The sequence below is a fragment of the Billgrantia lactosivorans genome, assembly GCF_003254665.1.
Lineage (GTDB): Bacteria > Pseudomonadota > Gammaproteobacteria > Pseudomonadales > Halomonadaceae > Halomonas > Halomonas lactosivorans.
In genome coordinates, this window is the sequence record NZ_QHGY01000002.1 from 14,358 (window position 1) to 30,710 (window position 16,353).

12 protein-coding genes and 1 tRNA gene are annotated in these 16,353 nt (G+C 68.6%); 9 read left to right on the top strand and 4 right to left on the bottom strand.

Features of this window, described 5'->3' with window-relative positions; all coding sequences use genetic code 11:
- Window positions 1-163 precede the first annotated feature (163 nt).
- The 4 genes from DIS04_RS05635 (at window position 164) to DIS04_RS05650 (ending at window position 4,820) form a co-directional block, all read left to right on the top strand.
- On the top strand, window positions 164-832 hold the full coding sequence (locus tag DIS04_RS05635; protein ID WP_111412813.1) for a vWA domain-containing protein: 669 nt from the start codon (window positions 164-166) through the stop codon (window positions 830-832).
- A gap of 31 nt (window positions 833-863) precedes the next feature.
- Complete coding sequence (locus DIS04_RS05640; RefSeq protein WP_111412814.1) at window positions 864-1,844, top strand: kinase; 981 nt, start codon at window positions 864-866, stop codon at window positions 1,842-1,844.
- Complete coding sequence (locus tag DIS04_RS05645) at window positions 1,834-2,688, top strand: protein phosphatase 2C domain-containing protein (RefSeq protein WP_111412815.1); 855 nt, start codon at window positions 1,834-1,836, stop codon at window positions 2,686-2,688. The genes DIS04_RS05640 and DIS04_RS05645 overlap by 11 nt, the downstream gene beginning before the upstream one ends.
- 140 nt (window positions 2,689-2,828) lie before the next feature.
- Window positions 2,829-4,820 (top strand): acyltransferase family protein, encoded by a 1,992-nt coding sequence (locus DIS04_RS05650; RefSeq protein WP_162623021.1) that lies wholly within the window; start codon window positions 2,829-2,831, stop codon window positions 4,818-4,820.
- A 220-nt stretch (window positions 4,821-5,040) separates the two neighbouring features.
- On the opposite strand, the gene DIS04_RS05655 is transcribed toward DIS04_RS05650, so the two are convergent.
- Window positions 5,041-5,117 (bottom strand) — tRNA-Met (locus tag DIS04_RS05655).
- A 198-nt stretch (window positions 5,118-5,315) separates the two neighbouring features.
- On the opposite strand from DIS04_RS05655, the gene phbB reads away from it, so the two are divergent.
- Window positions 5,316-6,062: an acetoacetyl-CoA reductase gene (phbB, locus tag DIS04_RS05660; protein ID WP_111412817.1), complete on the top strand. Its 747-nt coding sequence runs from the start codon at window positions 5,316-5,318 to the stop codon at window positions 6,060-6,062.
- A gap of 60 nt (window positions 6,063-6,122) precedes the next feature.
- Here the strand turns inward: phbB and DIS04_RS05665 are convergent, their stop codons facing one another.
- Window positions 6,123-8,906 carry a DUF349 domain-containing protein gene (locus DIS04_RS05665; protein WP_111412818.1) on the bottom strand — a complete coding sequence of 928 codons (2,784 nt, stop codon included), beginning with the start codon at window positions 8,904-8,906 and terminating at the stop codon, window positions 6,123-6,125.
- Between the two features lie 252 nt (window positions 8,907-9,158).
- On the opposite strand from DIS04_RS05665, the gene minC reads away from it, so the two are divergent.
- The 4 genes from minC (at window position 9,159) to sbcB (ending at window position 12,587) form a co-directional block, all read left to right on the top strand.
- Entirely contained in the window at window positions 9,159-9,887 is a 729-nt protein-coding gene (minC, locus tag DIS04_RS05670) for a septum site-determining protein MinC (protein ID WP_111412819.1), read from the top strand.
- A gap of 51 nt (window positions 9,888-9,938) precedes the next feature.
- Entirely contained in the window at window positions 9,939-10,757 is an 819-nt protein-coding gene (minD, locus tag DIS04_RS05675) for a septum site-determining protein MinD (protein WP_111412820.1), read from the top strand.
- Entirely contained in the window at window positions 10,754-11,005 is a 252-nt protein-coding gene (gene minE, locus DIS04_RS05680; RefSeq protein WP_010630224.1) for a cell division topological specificity factor MinE, read from the top strand. Before minD ends, minE begins: the two co-directional genes overlap by 4 nt.
- A 91-nt stretch (window positions 11,006-11,096) precedes the next feature.
- A complete protein-coding gene (sbcB, locus tag DIS04_RS05685; RefSeq protein WP_111412821.1) occupies window positions 11,097-12,587 on the top strand; it encodes an exodeoxyribonuclease I in 1,491 nt (496 codons plus the stop codon).
- 94 nt (window positions 12,588-12,681) lie between these two features.
- On the opposite strand, the gene DIS04_RS05690 is transcribed toward sbcB, so the two are convergent.
- On the bottom strand, window positions 12,682-15,564 hold the full coding sequence (locus DIS04_RS05690; protein ID WP_111412822.1) for an insulinase family protein: 2,883 nt from the start codon (window positions 15,562-15,564) through the stop codon (window positions 12,682-12,684).
- 5 nt (window positions 15,565-15,569) lie between these two features.
- Window positions 15,570-16,244 (bottom strand): SOS response-associated peptidase, encoded by a 675-nt coding sequence (locus DIS04_RS05695; protein WP_111412823.1) that lies wholly within the window; start codon window positions 16,242-16,244, stop codon window positions 15,570-15,572.
- Between the last annotated feature and the right edge of the window lie 109 nt (window positions 16,245-16,353).

A 16,353-nucleotide genomic window follows, 5' to 3' on the forward strand; every position in this document is an offset into this window, starting at 1 on the left:
AAAGATGCGGGTAAAGGCCGCCGGATTCAAGGGGCGGGCGCCGGTCGCGAGGTCGCGTTGGCCAGTCGGCGGCCCTGGGCGCGGCATCCATGGCGGGGCTGTGATAGTCTCGTCTTCGTTCGGCCGACTCGTGGCCGGGCGTCCAGACATGAGGAGCCGTGGGATGGCGACGTACCGACTGAACAGCGATAGCGATCTGATCGACAACCCTTCACCGCGCTGCGCCTGCATGCTGGTGCTGGATACCTCCGCGTCGATGTTCGGTCCGCCGATTCGTGAGCTGAACGCCGGCGTGCAGGCCTTCATCTCGGCCATCCAGGAGGACGACATGGCCGCCTGCTCCGTCGAGCTCGGCGTGATCACCGCCGGCGGCAAGGTCACCGAGCAGCTGCCCTTCACCACGGCCATGAATATATCGCAGTGCCGCCAGTTCACCGCCTCCGGCCTGACGCCGCTGGGCGGTGCCATGGAGCTGGCGCTGGACCGCCTGGAGGAGCGCACCGCGGCCTACCGCAAGGCGGGGGTGGCCTACTACCAGCCATGGCTGGTGGTGATCAGCGACGGTGTGCCGACCGACCAGTGGCAGGCGGCCTCGGCGAGAGCGCGGACGTTGGCTCAGCAGCGCAAGCTGGTGGTGATGCCGGTGGGCGTCGAGGAGGCCGACCTCGAGGCGCTCGGGGCGTTCTCCACCCGGCCGGCCAAGCGCCTCGACGGGCTGAAGTTCCGCGAGTTCTTCCTCTGGCTCTCGGCCAGCATGAGCCGCGTCTCGGCGTCGTCGTCGACGACCGACCAGGTCAAGCTGCCGCCGACCGACAGCTGGGACAGCATCTAGAAGGCTGCATGATGTCGAAGGAGGCCGAGGGTTGGTACGCGCACTGGTGGTGACGGATTCGCAGGGCAAGCAGCGCCGGCTCGGCAAGCGCCTCGAGCGCGGGGGCGAGGGCGAGATCTTCGCCCTGCGCGATCGCCCCGACGTGATCGTCAAGTGGTACTACCCCGAAATCCTCGACAGGCGCGGCGACGAGCTGCACCGCAAGGTCGAGGCCATGCGCGGCCTGCGCGACGCCCACATGACCCGGGATGTCTGCTGGCCGCTGATCCGCGTGTTCGACGAACAGCATCGCTGGATCGGGTTCGCCATGTACCGAGCGCGGGGGGTGAAGATGAGCTTCCTCGCCCACGCCCTGCTCTACCAGCGCTATTTTCCCGGCCTCGACCGGCGCCGGATCGTCGGCTACCTGATCCGTTTCGTCGAGATCGTGCAGCAATTGCACGAGGCGGGGGTGTGCATCGGCGACTACAACCTCAACAATGTCTTCTGCGTGCCCTCCTCAGAGCAGGTGACGCTGATCGACTGCGACAGTTACCAGCTGCGCGTCGAGGGCACCTTCTATCCGTGTCCGGTGGGCAGCCCCGACATGACCCCCAAGGAGCACCAGGGCGTCTCCTTCCGGCATACCGTGCGCACGCCGCGCAGCGAAGCCTTCTCGTTGGCCATCGTGCTGTTCAAGTGTCTGATGCTGGGCCGCCATCCCTACGACATCGTCGGCGGCGACGACCCGGTGCGCAACCTGCGGCGCGGCAACTTCGCCTATGGCCGCGGCCAGCGCGACGTGCCCCAGGGGGTGTGGTACGAACTCTGGAGTGACCTGCCCGATGCCATCCGCGACATGTTCGTGACCACCTTCACGGTGGGGGCCGATGCCCCCATCCAGCGGGCCACGCTGGCCCAGTGGCACGCCGCGCTCAACGACTATCGCGAGGCGATGGCGGCCGGCCAGTACGCCGTGGGCCTGGCCAAGCCCGGCCGACCGTTGCGCTCGCAGGTGCTGCATGCCCGCTGACCCCCAACGCGCAGGCAGCGAACCGAGCTGCGCCTGGTCGGCCTTGAGCGTCGCCACCGCCGGGCTGGCCCACCTGGAGAGCCAGCCGCCGCTGCCCTGCCAGGACGCCGCGGGGAGCGTGTCGGCCCCGCGCCCCGCGCTGGCGCTGGCCGACGGGGCCGGCAGCTCGCCGGCGTCGGACCTCGGCGCCCGCACCCTGGTCGTTGCCATGCTGCGCCTGGCCGATACCCTGGGGACGCAGCTGGGCTGGCTGCTCGACGCCGATGCCGAGCCGGACCCCGAGGCCGTCCGCCAGGTCGCCTCGCTGTTGGTGCGGCATGCCCGGGGCACGCTCGACGACCTGGCCGTCGAGCAGCGCCGGCCGGTCCGCGACCTGCGCGGGACGCTGCTGTTCGTCGTCGCGGGGCGCTCCCGGCTGCTGTGGCTCAAGGTGGGGGATGGCGAGATCGTGCTGGAGCGCGCGGTTCCCTGCGAGGCGGAGAACGGAGAGCCCGCGCTGGCCCCGCACCTTTCGACCCTGGGGGAGCGTGGCAAGGGGGAGTTCGCCAACCAGACGGTCTTCGTCGACGAGCGCCTGAGCTTCGAGCAGGTGCAGTACGGCTGCGAAACGATGGCGGCCCTGACCGGCATGGCCGTGCTGAGCGATGGCGCCGCCGAGAAGCTGGTCTCGCTCGACGGCGGCCAGATCTCGGGACAGCTCAGCCTCTGGTTCGACGACCTGCGCCAGGGGCGGCTGCGCCAGCGCGACCTGGTGCGCCGGTTCTACGCGGAGAGCTTCTGCCGCGGTACCGGCGGCGACGACCGCAGCATCGCCCTGCTGGCCAGGGAGCTCGAAGCAGGTTGATGGACCTCGACCACCGCTGAAGGGAACCAGCCGCCCGGGCTATGCTTGGTCGTATGGCGCCTGATCGTCATGGCCTGGCCGTCACCCAGGCAGGCCACGCGAGCCGCACGACGAACGGAACCTCATGGATGGAGGGAACGATGCCGAAGCCGCAGTACAGGCCCGATATCGATGGCCTTAGGGCGATAGCCGTCACCCTCGTGGTCGCCTACCATGCCGGAGTGCCCGGCCTCGGGTTCGGGTTCATCGGCGTCGACGTGTTCTTCGTCATCTCGGGCTATCTGATCACGAGCCTCCTACTGAGGGAACTGGAGCACTCCGGCCGCATCAGCCTCCTCGCGTTCTACGGTCGCCGTGTGCGCCGCTTGATGCCGGCCATGGTCGTGGTGATCGCCGCCTCCCTCGTCCTCGGTCAGGTGCTTCTCACCCCCGTCGGGCAACAGCAGGGCCTGGCGGAATCGGCCATCGCCTCCCTCGCGTTCTTCGCCAACTACTACTTCAGCGCGACGACCGGCGGCTATTTCGACGGTCCCACCGACCAGGTTCCGCTGTTGCACATGTGGTCCCTGTCGGTGGAGGAGCAGTTCTATGCCGTCTGGCCTGTTCTGCTCATCGTCAGCACGGCCCTTGCCAAGCGCCACGGCAAACGGCCGTGGGCGGTCATTGTGACGCTGGCGACGCTGGGCATCGGTGCCTCCTTCGGCTATGGGCTCTGGCTGGCCGACAGCAACCCGAACGCGGCCTACTTCTCCGTTCTCTCCCGCGGCTGGCAGCTGCTGGCGGGCTCGCTGCTGGCATGCGTGGTCGGTCGCGGGCTGCTTCCGCGGCTTTCCATCGGTGCCCAGTCGGTGCTGGCGGGTAGCGGGGCGGCGCTGCTGCTGGCTGCGGCGTTCGTCATCGAAAGCTCCCATGCCTACCCTGGCTGGGTGGGCATGCTTCCCGTACTCTCGGCGCTGGCCCTCATCGTGGCCGGGGCAGGCCGAGGGCCGAACCCTCTCTCCCGGCTGCTCTCCACGCGGCCCTTCGTCCTCGTGGGCCAGGTGTCGTATCCCTGGTACCTATGGCACTGGCCGCTACTGGCCATGGCGCGCGCCTACCACCTGGGGCAGGGGGATCTGATGCGCGACCTGTTGCTGGCCGGCCTTGCGCTGGGGCTGGCGTTCCTGACCTACGGCCTGGTGGAAAAGCCGGTGGCGGGGTTCTTTTCCAGGCGCTCCGTGTCCCACAAGCAGCTCGTCAGGCTGGGCGGCCTGTCTTCCCTGCTGCTCGCTCTCGCCGCATTCGGGCTGATGAGCCATGCCAACCAGCAGAAGAGCGAGGGGTTCTACCAGCAGCTCGAGCGCGCCGCCGAGGACATGCCTGACCTGCGGGACGGCTGCCACTTGAGCCTCCCCTTCCAGGGGCTGCCGGACGCAGCCGACTGCGTGAACCGGCCCGCCGCCGCTGCTCCGGATCTGCTGCTCTGGGGAGACTCCCATGCGGACCACTACTCGCCGATGCTGGACGAGCTTGCCGATGACCTTGGGTTCACCTTTCTTCAGCGCACGTTCAGCACATGCCCCCCCTTGCTGGGCTACTCCCATGGCTACGAGGAGGGGCATCCACGAGAGAACGACCGGCACTGCGAGCTGTTCAAGGGCGCGATGAAAGGGGAGCTTGCCCGGCTGGCCGAGGGTGGCCTGTCCGGGGTCGTGCTGAGCGCCAGCTGGCTGGGGCGAGCGAGCAGCAAGACGCATATCGACCAGGCAGAGGAGGGGCTGCGGAACACCGTCGGGATGCTGCTCGGTCATGGCCTGCGAGTCATTGTCGTGGCGCCCACGCCGGTGTTCAGCGTGCCGGTGACGGATTGCCTGGCCAGGCGAACGGAGGCGTCGTGCAACGACTTCCAGCGGCGAAGGGAAAAGAGAAGGGAGGCCATGCTGGAGGTCATGCACGGAATCGCCGAGGAAGAACCGAACGTCCGGGTCGTCGACTTCCAGGCGCAGCTGTGCCCGGGCGGGAGGTGCCATTCCATCCTGGGCGATACGGTGGTGTACCGGGACGAGCACCATCTCACGACGCGCGCCGCCAGGCAGCTTTCCGCCACCGCCCGCGACGAGGTCCGTTGGCTGCTGGAAGCGCCCGGAGCGTGAGCGGCGGCGTGACCTTTCGGAAACGAGAGCGAACCGACGGTCGGCGGTTCGCTACCCGCCCTTCAGACCACAAAAAAACCGAGGCTGTGTGGCCTCGGTTCTCGTCTTGGGTCGCGGGGGCCGCTGATTCGGAAACGAAGAGCGAACCGACGGTCGGCGGTTCGCTACCCGTCCTTCAGACCACAAAAAACCGAGGCTGTGTGGCCTCGGTTCTCGTATTTGGTAGCGGGGGCCGGATTTGAACCGACGACCTTCGGGTTATGAGCCCGACGAGCTACCAGACTGCTCCACCCCGCATCAACGTGTTGCGTATTCTACGCTTTTCATGCGCTATGTCAAGGTGGCCGAGGTTGTTCGTGCAAGCGTGGCGCTTGCGTCCATAATCAGGAGGGGGAAGCTTGAAGGCGAGCCGTTCTGCCAGCATCCTGTTACGGCTGGCCTGCCCCAGCAGGTCCGGCAAAGCGATTACAAGCGTCATGATCAGGGAGGTGTAATATGACTCAATCAGCACCCGTAGCGTGGGTCACCGGCGGAACCGGTGGGATCGGTTCGGCAATCTGTCGCGCACTGGCGTCGGCGGGTTACCACGTGGTGGCGGGCTACCATAATCCGGAAAAGGCGAAGACCTGGCTCGAGACTCAGAAGGCCGACGGATTCGACAATATCTCCCTGTCGGGTATCGATCTGACCGACTACCAGGAGTGCGAGAAGGGGGTAAAGGAGATCGAGGCGACCCAGGGGCCGATCAGCATCCTGGTCAATTGTGCCGGCATCACCCGCGACGGCACGATGAAGAAGATGACGCCGGAGCAGTGGCACGAAGTCATCGACACCAACCTCAACAGCGTTTTCAACACCTGCCGCAGCGTCATCGAGAGCATGCTCGAGCACAAGTATGGGCGCATCATCAACATCTCATCGATCAATGGCCGCAAGGGACAGTTCGGCCAGGTCAACTACTCGGCGGCCAAGGCCGGCATGCACGGCCTGACCATGGCATTGGCCCAGGAGACGGCCACCAAGGGCATCACCGTCAACACCGTGTCGCCTGGCTACATCGCCACCGACATGATCATGAAGATTCCCGAGAACGTGCGCGAAGCCATTCGTGAAACCATCCCGGTGAAGCGCTATGGCACGCCGGAGGAGATCGCTCGTCTGGTCGTGTTCCTCGCCGACAAGGAGTCCGGCTTCATTACCGGGGCCAACATCGACATCAACGGCGGCCAGTTCATGGGGTGACGCTGCGGTGAGTCCTGACGGGAGGCCGCCTGGGCCTCCCGTTTTCGTTGGGTGGCCGCGTCAGGGCGGCGGCAGGCGTGTCAGGCGCGTGAGCAGTGCATCGAACTCGTCGACTTCTTGTTGCCACTGCCTTGGAGCGACCGGCCCCGTCGCCAGCAGGTTGCACAGGACGATGCGCACTTCCTCGGCGCGACTGAGTTCGCGGCCGAGCCCTTCGTTGAGCCGCTCGACCTGGATGGCCAGCCGCAGGGGTTCGTCGTGCTGGCTGATGCGGCCCATGGCGAGAAGGGAGAGATGCACGCGCAGGCGCGCCAGCCGCTCGCCGACCTCCTGCGGTGGCAGCGGGTTTCGCCGCGAGGCGTTGCGCTGTTCGTGGGCGCGGTGCATCTCCTCGGGTAGTGCGAGTCGCGGGTCGAGGGGAACGTCCTCGCCGTGTCCTTCCTCCAGGCAGGCGGCATCGGCTGCCAGGTGGGCCTCGAGCAGGGGCCGGCACGCCTGCCAGCGCTGGATTTCCTCCACCACGGCCAGGCGTGCCAGGCGCTCGCGGCGGGTGCGCACGATACCGCTCCAGCGGCGCCGCATGCCCTCCGTGCGCCGTCCCGAGGGCAGCGGCTCCAGGGCGGCGGCCTGCGCGATGGCCTGTTCCAGCACGCTGCCGTCGGCGTATCGGGTCGGCTGCCAGGCGTCGAGCCGGTCGATGAGGGTCTGCATCTCGTCGAGACGCTGACGCGCGCGCTGGGCACGGTCGTCACGCTGGGCCTCGCGCATGGCGAAGATCTGGTCGCATGCCGCACGGAACTCGCGCCACAGCGTCTGTTCCTCTCCGCGCGGTGCTCGGCCCAGCTCCCGCCAGCGCTGTTGCAGGCGCTTGGCGCGTTCCGCCCGCTCGTCGGGGGGCGACGGGTGCTCGATCAGCGCCTGTGCCTCCTCGATGAGCCGGCGCTTGGCGTCGGCCACCTCCTTGGCGCGCTCGTCGATCAGGCCCTGCAGGGCGAAGCGGATGCGACCGAAGCGTCGCCCGATGGCCTGGGCCTGCTCGCGAGGCACCGGGGAGTGGCGACGCCACTCCTCGCGGGCCTGGTCGCGGATACGCCGCAGCGCGTCCGGGTCGGCATCGGCGGCGGGCGTGTCCAGCAGGGCTTCGAGCTGCTCGCACAGGGCGCTGCGCGCCTCGAGGTTGCGCTGGCGTTCGCTGGCCTGACGCTCGTGCCAGGGCGCCAGGCGCTGGTGGATGCGGTCGGAGGCGCGGCGAAAGCGTTCGGAGAGCTCGCGGCTGGCGGCGGCGTCACCGAGTCCCTTCCAGTCGCGGACGAGCTGCCGGTGGCGCCGGTCGAGCTCGGCATCCGCGATGGTGCTGTCGTCGGCGAGCTGATCGATGGCCTGGCACAGCTGCTCGCGCTTGGGCCCGGCAACGAAGCCGCGCCAGTCGCGCAGCTCCGCCAGCCGGGCGCCGAGCCGCTTGAGCCTGGCCTGATAGGGGCGCAGGCCAGCGGCAGGCAGCGAGTCGGCACGATGCCTCAGGCTCTGGTGCAGGCGGCTGGCGCCCTTGAAGGCGCCGCGGTCGAGCAGCGTCTCCAACTGGGCGAGGTCCTGGCTGAAGCGTTCGAGACGTGCCTCCACGCCCTCCTCCTCCAACCCCTCGCGGCCAGCCAGCCATTGCCGTGCGCGGGCGAGCAGCGGCGTCGGCGGCAGTGCGTCGGGCCAGTGACACGCGGCGAGGGTCGCCTGCAGGCGCTCGGCGTCCTTCTCCTTCAGGGCCTGCTCGATGTCGGCCGCCTGGGCCTCGAGGCGCTCCCAGGCGGCGAGTACCTCGTCGTAATCCCTGAGCACGGTGTCGTAGCGTTGACGCAGCGCCTCGTCGGTCACGTGCATGTCCGAGAGCGTCTGCCAGCGGCTGGCCAGCAGCACTTTCTGGGCGCGCAGGCTGGCAATGTCCTGGCCCGTCAGACGGTCGCCCCTGGGCAGGCCGGCGAGGCTCTCTTCCAGCGCCTCGAGCAGCGACTCCCGGGCCTCGGCCGCCTGCTCCCGGCGGCGATCCGTCTCGGCAATGGCGTGCTCGCGTGCCTCGTGATCGGAAATGGCCTTGCGGCAGCGCAGGCAGGCCTCGTGGAAGCGCCGCTCCTGCTCGATTCCGGGCAGGTCGTCGAGTGCCTCCCATTCGCGCACGAGATGACGGTAGCGGCCCGCATAGAGGGGTTCCCAGGGAGCCTTGGCGTGGGCCTCCAGCTTGGCCAGCAGCGCTTCCCGCCGAGCCCGGGCCGCGGCCAGGGAAGCGGCATCCGTGCGCAGCCGGTTCAGGCGCTCGCGCGCCTGGCGCATCACCTGGCGGTCACGGCGCGCCCGCTGGGCCAGTTGCTGCAGTCCGGCCTCGCTGGTCACGCGCGAGGCCGCGGCGTGGCGCACGGCGGCGATGCCGTTGTCGCAGGCTTGTTCGATGAGATCCTCCTCGGCCGTCAGGCGTGCCACGGCGGCCAGGCGCAGCTGCTGATTGTCGCCCTCCAGGGCGACGCGCGAGAGCAGCGTCCGGTCGTCGAGGCCCTCGACGATGCGCAGGCGCTGGGCGAGGTCGAGCCCGCCGCCCTGGCCGCTGAGCAGGATGACGAGGCGCTGACGGATCTCGGCCATGTCCGGTTGACGGGCCAGAAGCCGGAGCAGCGTCTCGGGCGAGTCGATCCGTTCCAGCGCTGCCTGGCGCACGGCGGTTTCGGCATCGAGGCACAGCGCTTCCAGGGCCTGGCGCTGATCGGGCCGTGCGGGGTCGAGCCGGGCAATGGCCTGGCATCGGACCTGGGCATCGGGGTGCTGCCAGCGCGGGGCGAACAGGCGGCGAAGGAATCCGGGCATGAGGCATCCTGAAAATGAAGGCGCAAAGGTGCGCGCAAGCCGTATTGTTGCTGTCGAGTCGGCGTCTTTCGTCTAATGTGTGTTATCTAAGCACGCGCCGCCGCTGCGGAAAAGCCTGCCGGAACAGGAGCGTGTGGGCAAATGGCGACAATGGCCGCCGGACCCCGGCTGGGCGTATCATCAGTTGCAGGGGGGAGGGGAGTCGCTTAGCTTTAGTCCCACGACCCGACAACACCCGAGTGGAGTCCGGCAATGAGCCTCAAAGTGGACAGGGCAGACATGGCATTCACCTTCAAGGGGGGCATGCTGCCCATGACGGTCATGGAATTGGCGAGCGCGGATCCGGAGCGGATCCGCGAGCAGCTTTCGGGCAAGCTCAGCCAGTCCCCGGCCTTCTTTCAGCATACCCCCGTGGTCCTCAGCGTCGAGAAGCTCGACGAGCCCCACCTGGCCCTGGAGCGAATCTGTGCCGTGTGCCGCACCCACAAGCTGCTGCCGGTGGCGGTACGTGGCGGTGCCGACCCCGTGAAGCAGTCGGCCTGGGCGCTGGGCCTGGGCTGGTTCCCGCCCTCCGATGGCGCGCGTGCCCGCGCGCTGGAGGAGGTGCCGCCCGTCGAAACGGCGACGCTGGGCGCCAGCGAACCCGCGGCCAGCGGCGGTCGCATCTATCGCGGCACGGTGCGCTCGGGGCAGCAGGTCAGCGCCCCCGACGGCGACCTGGTGGTCATCGGGGCGGTCAATGCCGGGGCGGAGGTACTGGCCGCCGGCAGCATCCACGTCTACGGCGCGCTGCGCGGCCGCGCGCTGGCCGGGATCCATGGCGATACCGAAGCCGGCATCTTCTGCCGCGAGCTGCATGCCGAGCTGCTTTCGGTGGCGGGCAACTACAAGCGCCTCGAGGACATCGACCCGCATCTGCTGGGCTCCTCGGTCCAGGTCGCCCTGCGCGATGCCCAACTGGGGATTACCTCGCTGGCCTAGGCGGCTTGCGCTCTCTTCGTCATTCTTCGTCTATCCAAAGGAACGTACAACTTGGCCAAGATCATCGTAGTGACCTCAGGCAAGGGTGGGGTCGGCAAGACTACCAGTGCAGCGGCCATCGCCACCGGGCTGGCGCTGCGAGGCAACAAGACCGTCGTCATCGACTTCGACGTGGGGCTGCGTAACCTGGACCTGATCATGGGCTGCGAGCGCCGCGTGGTGTACGACCTGGTCAACGTGATCCAGGGCGAAGCCGGGCTCAACCAGGCGCTGATCCGCGACAAGCGGGTCGACAACCTGCACATCCTGCCGGCCTCCCAGACCCGCGACAAGGACGCCCTCACGTCCGAAGGCGTCGAGAAGGTGCTCGATACCCTGGGCAAGGACTTCGACTACATTCTCTGCGACTCCCCCGCCGGTATCGAGCGCGGTGCCCAGCTGGCCATGTACTACGCCGACGAGGCGATCGTGGTCACCAATCCCGAGGTGTCGTCGGTGCGCGATTCCGACCGCATCCTCGGGCTGCTCGCCTCCAAGACACGGCGTGCCGAGCGTGGCGAGGACCCGGTCAAGGAGCACCTGCTGATCACGCGCTACAATGCGACCCGGGTCGATCATGGCGACATGCTCAACCTCGAGGACATCCGCGAGATCCTGGCCATCGACCTGATCGGTCTCATTCCCGAGTCCGAGGCGGTGCTGCGTGCCTCCAACCAGGGGGTGCCCGTGACCCATGACGACAACAGCGATGCGGGCCAGGCCTACATGGATACCGTCTCGCGTCTGCTCGGAGAGGAAGTGCCCCTGCGCTTCCATGAACTCCAGAAGAAGAGCCTGCTGAGCCGCATGTTCGGAGGAGGTCGCCGGTGAAGTTGCTGGAATTCCTGAAGCGCGAACGCAAGAAGACCGCCTCGGTGGCCAAGGAGCGGCTGCAGATCATCGTGGCGCACCAGCGCAGCCAGCGTGGCCAGCCCGACTACATGCCGATGCTGGAGAAGGAGCTGCTGGAGGTGATCCGGCGCTACGTCCAGGTGGACGACGACGCCATCAACATCAGCCTGGATAGCGAGGACAACTGTTCGGTGCTGGAGCTCAACGTCACCCTGCCGCGCAGCTAGGGAAGGCCGAACGAAGCGCCGCGCGGCTGAGTCGCCCGCGGGGCTATGCTAGGCTGTGCCATTCAGGACGCCGTCAGGAGACACCGCGCCCATGGCGAAGCCCAATGCCGCCCCGATGACCTTTCTCTGGCACGACTACGAGACATTCGGCGCCGATCCGCGTCGCGACCGGCCCTCGCAGTTCGCCGCGATCCGCACCGACATCGACTTCAACGAGATCGGCGAACCGGTCGAGCTCTTCTGCAAGCCGGCGGACGACTACCTGCCGCACCCCCAGGCGTGCCTGATCACCGGCATCACGCCGCAGCAGGCGCGGCGCCGCGGGCTGCCCGAGAGCGAGTTCGCCGGCCGTATCCATGCGCTGATGAGCGAGCCCGGCACCTGTGCGCTGGGCTACAACAGCCTGCGCTTCGACGACGAGGTGAGCCGCTGCCTGTTCTACCGCAACCTGCTCGATCCCTATTCCCGCGAATGGCAGAACGGCAATTCGCGCTGGGACCTGATCGATGCGGTACGGACCTTCCATGCCCTGCGCCCGGCGGGCATCGAGTGGCCCCGCCGCGAGGACGGCTCGCCCAGCTTCCGGCTCGAGGACCTGACCGCCGCCAACGGCATCGCCCACGAGGGGGCTCACGATGCGGTGGCCGACGTGCGTGCCACCATTGCCCTGGCCCGGTTGCTGAGGCAGCGCAATGCGCGCCTTTTCGATCACCTGCTGGCGCTGCGCAACAAGCGCGAGGTGGCCAGGCGCCTCGATATTCCCGGGCGCAAGCCGGTGCTGCACGTGTCGCGCCGCTACCCCGCCAGCCGCGGCTGCAGCGCGCTGGTGATGCCGCTGGCCGAGCATCCCACCAACCCCAACGGGGTGATCGTCTATGACCTCTCGGTGGACCCTGGCGCCCTGATCGAGCTGGATGCCGAGCAGATTCGCCAGCGCGTCTTCGTCAGCAGCGACGACCTGGCCGAGGGCGAGGCGCGCATCCCGCTCAAGGTCATCCACATCAACCGCAGCCCGGTGATCCTGCCCGCCGCGGCGCTGAAGGACGCGGAGGGGCCGCGCCAGGGCGAGTACGGCGAGATCGTCGAGCGCCTGGGGCTCGACCTGGCCGCCTGCCGGGCCAACTGGAAGCGTCTCGCGGCGAGTCCCGAGGCGGCCGCCAAGGCGGCCGAGGTCTTCGCCCAGGCGCCCCCCGACGGCCCCCACGACCCGGACCTGATGCTCTACAGCGGCGGCTTCTTCTCGCCGAGCGATCGCCAGCAGATGGAGCGTGTCCGTGCCACGCCGCCCTGGGACCTGGTGGACGCCCGGTTTGCCTTCCAGGACCCCCGCCTGGAGGAGATGCTGTTCCGCTATCGGGCGCGCAACTATCCCGACACCCTCAGCGGCGAGGAGCAGTCGCGCTGGGAGGTCTACCGCTGGGAGCGCATGAACGATGCCGCCGTGGCCGGGTTCACGCTGAAGGATTTCGCCCGCGAGATCGAGCGGCTCAATCAGGTCGCCCTGAGCGACCGCGACCGGCTGGTACTGGAGGAACTGGTCATGCACGTGGAGGCGATGATGCCGGCCCAGGCCTTCGGCTGAGCAAGCGCGGCGCGGCCAGCCGTGCCGCCCCGACCCGGAGCGGATACGACAGCGCCCGGCCATTGGCCGGGCGCGTCGCCGTGGGCGGTTGTCGTCAGTCGTCGGCTTCGGGCATCGGCTCGAGGTGCCGGGTCAGGGAGGCCACGTCGCTGGGTTCGTCGCCCGGGTCGTAGGCAATGGTGGCAATGGCCGTCTCGAGTAGCGTCGGCCAGGTCTCGCGCAGGTCGTCGGCGGTGACCGCGAGCACACGCTGAGCCAGGCGCTCGCGGCGGTCGAACTCCGTATCGCCGAACGACAGCGCGCGCCAAAGGCGATTGGTCCGCTCCGACAGGCTGGTGTCACGCTGCAGCAGGCCGTCGTGCACGGCTTGGCGATAGGGGGCCAGGTCGTCGTCGTCCATCTCCGCCAGGCGCTGGCCGAAGCTCTCGAGGAAGGCGTCGATGTGCGTCTGGATCTCCTCGCTGCCGGCATCGGGCGACTGCACCAGCAGGCTCAGCCCCGGGGCGTCGAGCAGCGGCGAATAGCCGGCGCTGACCACGTAGCCGAGCTGCTCCTCGGTGCGCAGGCGCTGGTAGAAGGGGGTGTCGATCACCTGGCCGAGCACCGAGAGGCGCGCCTGGGCGTCGAGCGAGCGGTCTTCCCCCTGCAGGTAGCGCAGCACCAGCGACTCCTCGCGGGTGGTCACCGGGCGCAGGGTGGGCAGCTCGTCATCGATGCGCAGCGGGGTCAGGTCCGGGATCGCTTCGCGAGGCAGCGACGGGTCGAGCAGCTCTGCCACGAGCCGCCCCTCGCGGCGGGCCAGATCGGCATCGAGATTGCCGATGGCGAGGGCCTGCAGGCGCAGCTCGCCGAGGAACGCCTGGCGGAAGTCGCGCAGGTCGTCCACCGTCAGCTCGCGGCTGGCTTCCAGCAGGCTCTGGGTCGGCCAGTGCGGTCGCATCAGGGCTTCGGCCAGCGTGCGGTGGCCCTGACGGAACAGCGCCGCCTGGGGGGCGTTGCGCCATTCGCGCTGCAGGCGATAGCGCACCCGCTCGAAGCTTGCCTCGTCGATGTCGCCCTCGCGCAGCTGCTCGAGGGTGCGGCGCATGACCCGGTCCTGGCGGTCGCGCCAGCCGGAGAAGGCCAGGGTGATGCCCCGCGCATGGGCGTAGGCCTCGGCGTCGTGGCCGGCCAGGCGCGCGGCATAGAACTCCTCGTTGAGACTGTCCTCCAGCCAGCCGGCCAGCAGGTCCGCCAGCACGGCGTGGCGCGGATCACTGCTGGCCGTGGGGTTCTGCAGGCTGAAGCGCCACTCCACCTTGGGCGTGTCGAAGCTGGCGTCTGCCATGTGCCAAAGCTCGAAGCCGTCCTCCTCCAGCAGCCGGGCAGGGCGTTCGTCCTGCTCGTCGAGCAGCGCCATGTCCTCGGCGATGAAGGGGTTGGGCACGGGCAGGGCCAGGCCTGCCAGCGGTTGGGCCGTGGAGGCCTCCGGTTCGATCTCGCGCCAGGGGGTATCGAACCAGGGCGAGTTGCGCTCGCCTTCGACCTCAGGGCCGCTATAGACGCGCAGCAGCGCCTCGGGGCGAAGCGCATCGAGGTAGGTGCCGATCAGCTCGGAGTCGAAGCCGTCCATGCGGTAGGCGGCATATTGCACGTCCTCCATCGGAAAGCGGGCCAGATTCATGGACAGGCGCATGGCGCTCTGCAGCGTCGAGCCATGCTGCTGGAAGCGAAACTCCTGTTCGGCAAGCTGGGCCTGCTCGTCGTAGCGCCACTCCTCCAGGCCCTGCTCGCGGATCTGCTCGATGGCGGCGAACAGTGTGGCTTCGATCTCGTCGATGCGCTCGGCACCGGCCGGCGTCAGGCTGACGCTGACGGTGAACAGCGCGTGGCGCTCGTCACCGCGGCCCACGCCGGCGGAGAGCCCGTCGGCCAGCCCCGCCTCGCGCAGTACGGCGAACAGGCTGCCCTCGCCCTCGTGGCCCAGCAGGTGCGCAAGAAGGTCGGCGGGCTTGTGGCGATAGTGCTGGATGGGGTCGGGCACCGGGAACATGAAGCTCACCTGGCGGCTGTCGCGCACCGACTTGAGCTCCACGTAGCGAGGCAGGCCATCCTCCGTCACCAGCGGCTCCTCGATGACCGGGCGCTCGAGGTCGCGGTCGGCGATGTCGGCGAAGCGCTCGGCCACCATCGCTTCCAGTTCGTCCAGTGGCTGCGGGGCCACCAGTGCCAGGTGCATCACGTTGGCATCGTAGTAGCGCTGGTAGAAGTCGATCACCCGCTCACGCAGTGAGGGTTCGCCCTCGGGCCGGTCCGCCAGCGTCTCGCGGCTGCCCACCGAGAAGCCGGTGGTCGGGTTGGCGGGGTTGAGGACCTGATTGAGCACGTCGTTCTCGCGCCGGCCGTCGTCGCGGATGCGCGACATGTACTCGGAATGCACGATATTGCGTTCGCTCTCCAGCTGGCCGGGGTTGAACAGCGGGGTGAGGAAGAACTCGCTGAAGCGATCCAGGGCGCCGGGTAGCGCCTCGGGCTCGATGTCGAAGAAGTAGTTGGTGTCCTGCGGAGCGGTGAAGGCGTTGTGACTGCCGCCGTGACGCTGCAGGTAGCCCTGGTAGGCGTCGGCCTCGGGAAACGGCTCGGTGCCGAGGAACAGCATGTGCTCGAGGAAGTGCGCAAGCCCGGCCAGGTCGTCGGGATCCTGGGCGCTGCCCACGCCGACGTTCATCGAGGCGGCCGCCCGGTCCGCCTCGGGGTCGCTGACGAGCAGGGCGGTGAGGCCGTTGTCGAGGCGCAGCACGCGGTAGTCGCGGCTGTCGTGGGGACTGACGTGGGGCAGCACGACCTCATCGACCGCCTCCTCGAGCGCGGCGTCATTCGGCTGCTGGCCCTGGGCGGGGCCGGCCAGCAGGAAGCCGGCCAGCAGCAGGCTCGCCAGCCAGGGCAGCGGGTGTCGGCGGCCCGGGCGAAGCCGGGGCGGGCGGGGCATGAGCATCATCTCTCCTATTCGTTCCAGCGCAGCATGGGACCCGTGGGGTGGGCGCAGGCGGGGTCCTGGTCGGCAGGGTTGTTCACCCTTATTGATACCGGAAAGGCGCCCAACAGTTCCCGCGGGGCAGGGCGAAGCAGCGCGCGGGCGGCGTCCTCCGGCGTGCTCGGATCGAGCCAGCGCATGGCGTCGTCGGGATCGATCAGCGCCGGCAGCCTGTCGCCGAGCGGCGCCAGGAAGTCATTGGTCGGCACGGTGATCAGCGCCATCGAGTCGGCATGTTCGGTCAGGGCGGTATGATAGCGGCACCAGAGGCCGGCCAGCAGCATCGGGCCGCGATCGACCCGAGCGACCAGGAACGGCTGCTTGAAGCGCGGCTGCGTCTTCCATACGTAGACCCCTCCCACCGGGACCAGGCTGCGACGGGCGGAGAAGGCGTCGCGGAACATGGGGCGAGCCTCGAGCGACTCGGCGCGGGCACAGTGAGGCGCGTGATCGAGTACGGTCAGCCAGGCCGGCGTCAGCCCCCAGAAGACCCGGGCCAGCGTGGCACGACCGGCCTCCAGCCGGATGTGCGAGACCGGCCGCCTCGGCGCCAGGTTGGTGGCGGTCAGCAGGGGAGTCTCCTGGCGCAGGTCGGGCAGCAGTCGAGCCGTGTCGAGGGGCGGAATGTAGAGGCGGCCGGCCATGGACTCTCCGGGTGACGAGGTGGCGTCAGGTTAGCCAAGTCGAAGAAAACTGAAAAGGGTTGACGCGCAATGGTCGAAAACAGTGTTCGATGTGCGCTATCCTAAGCTA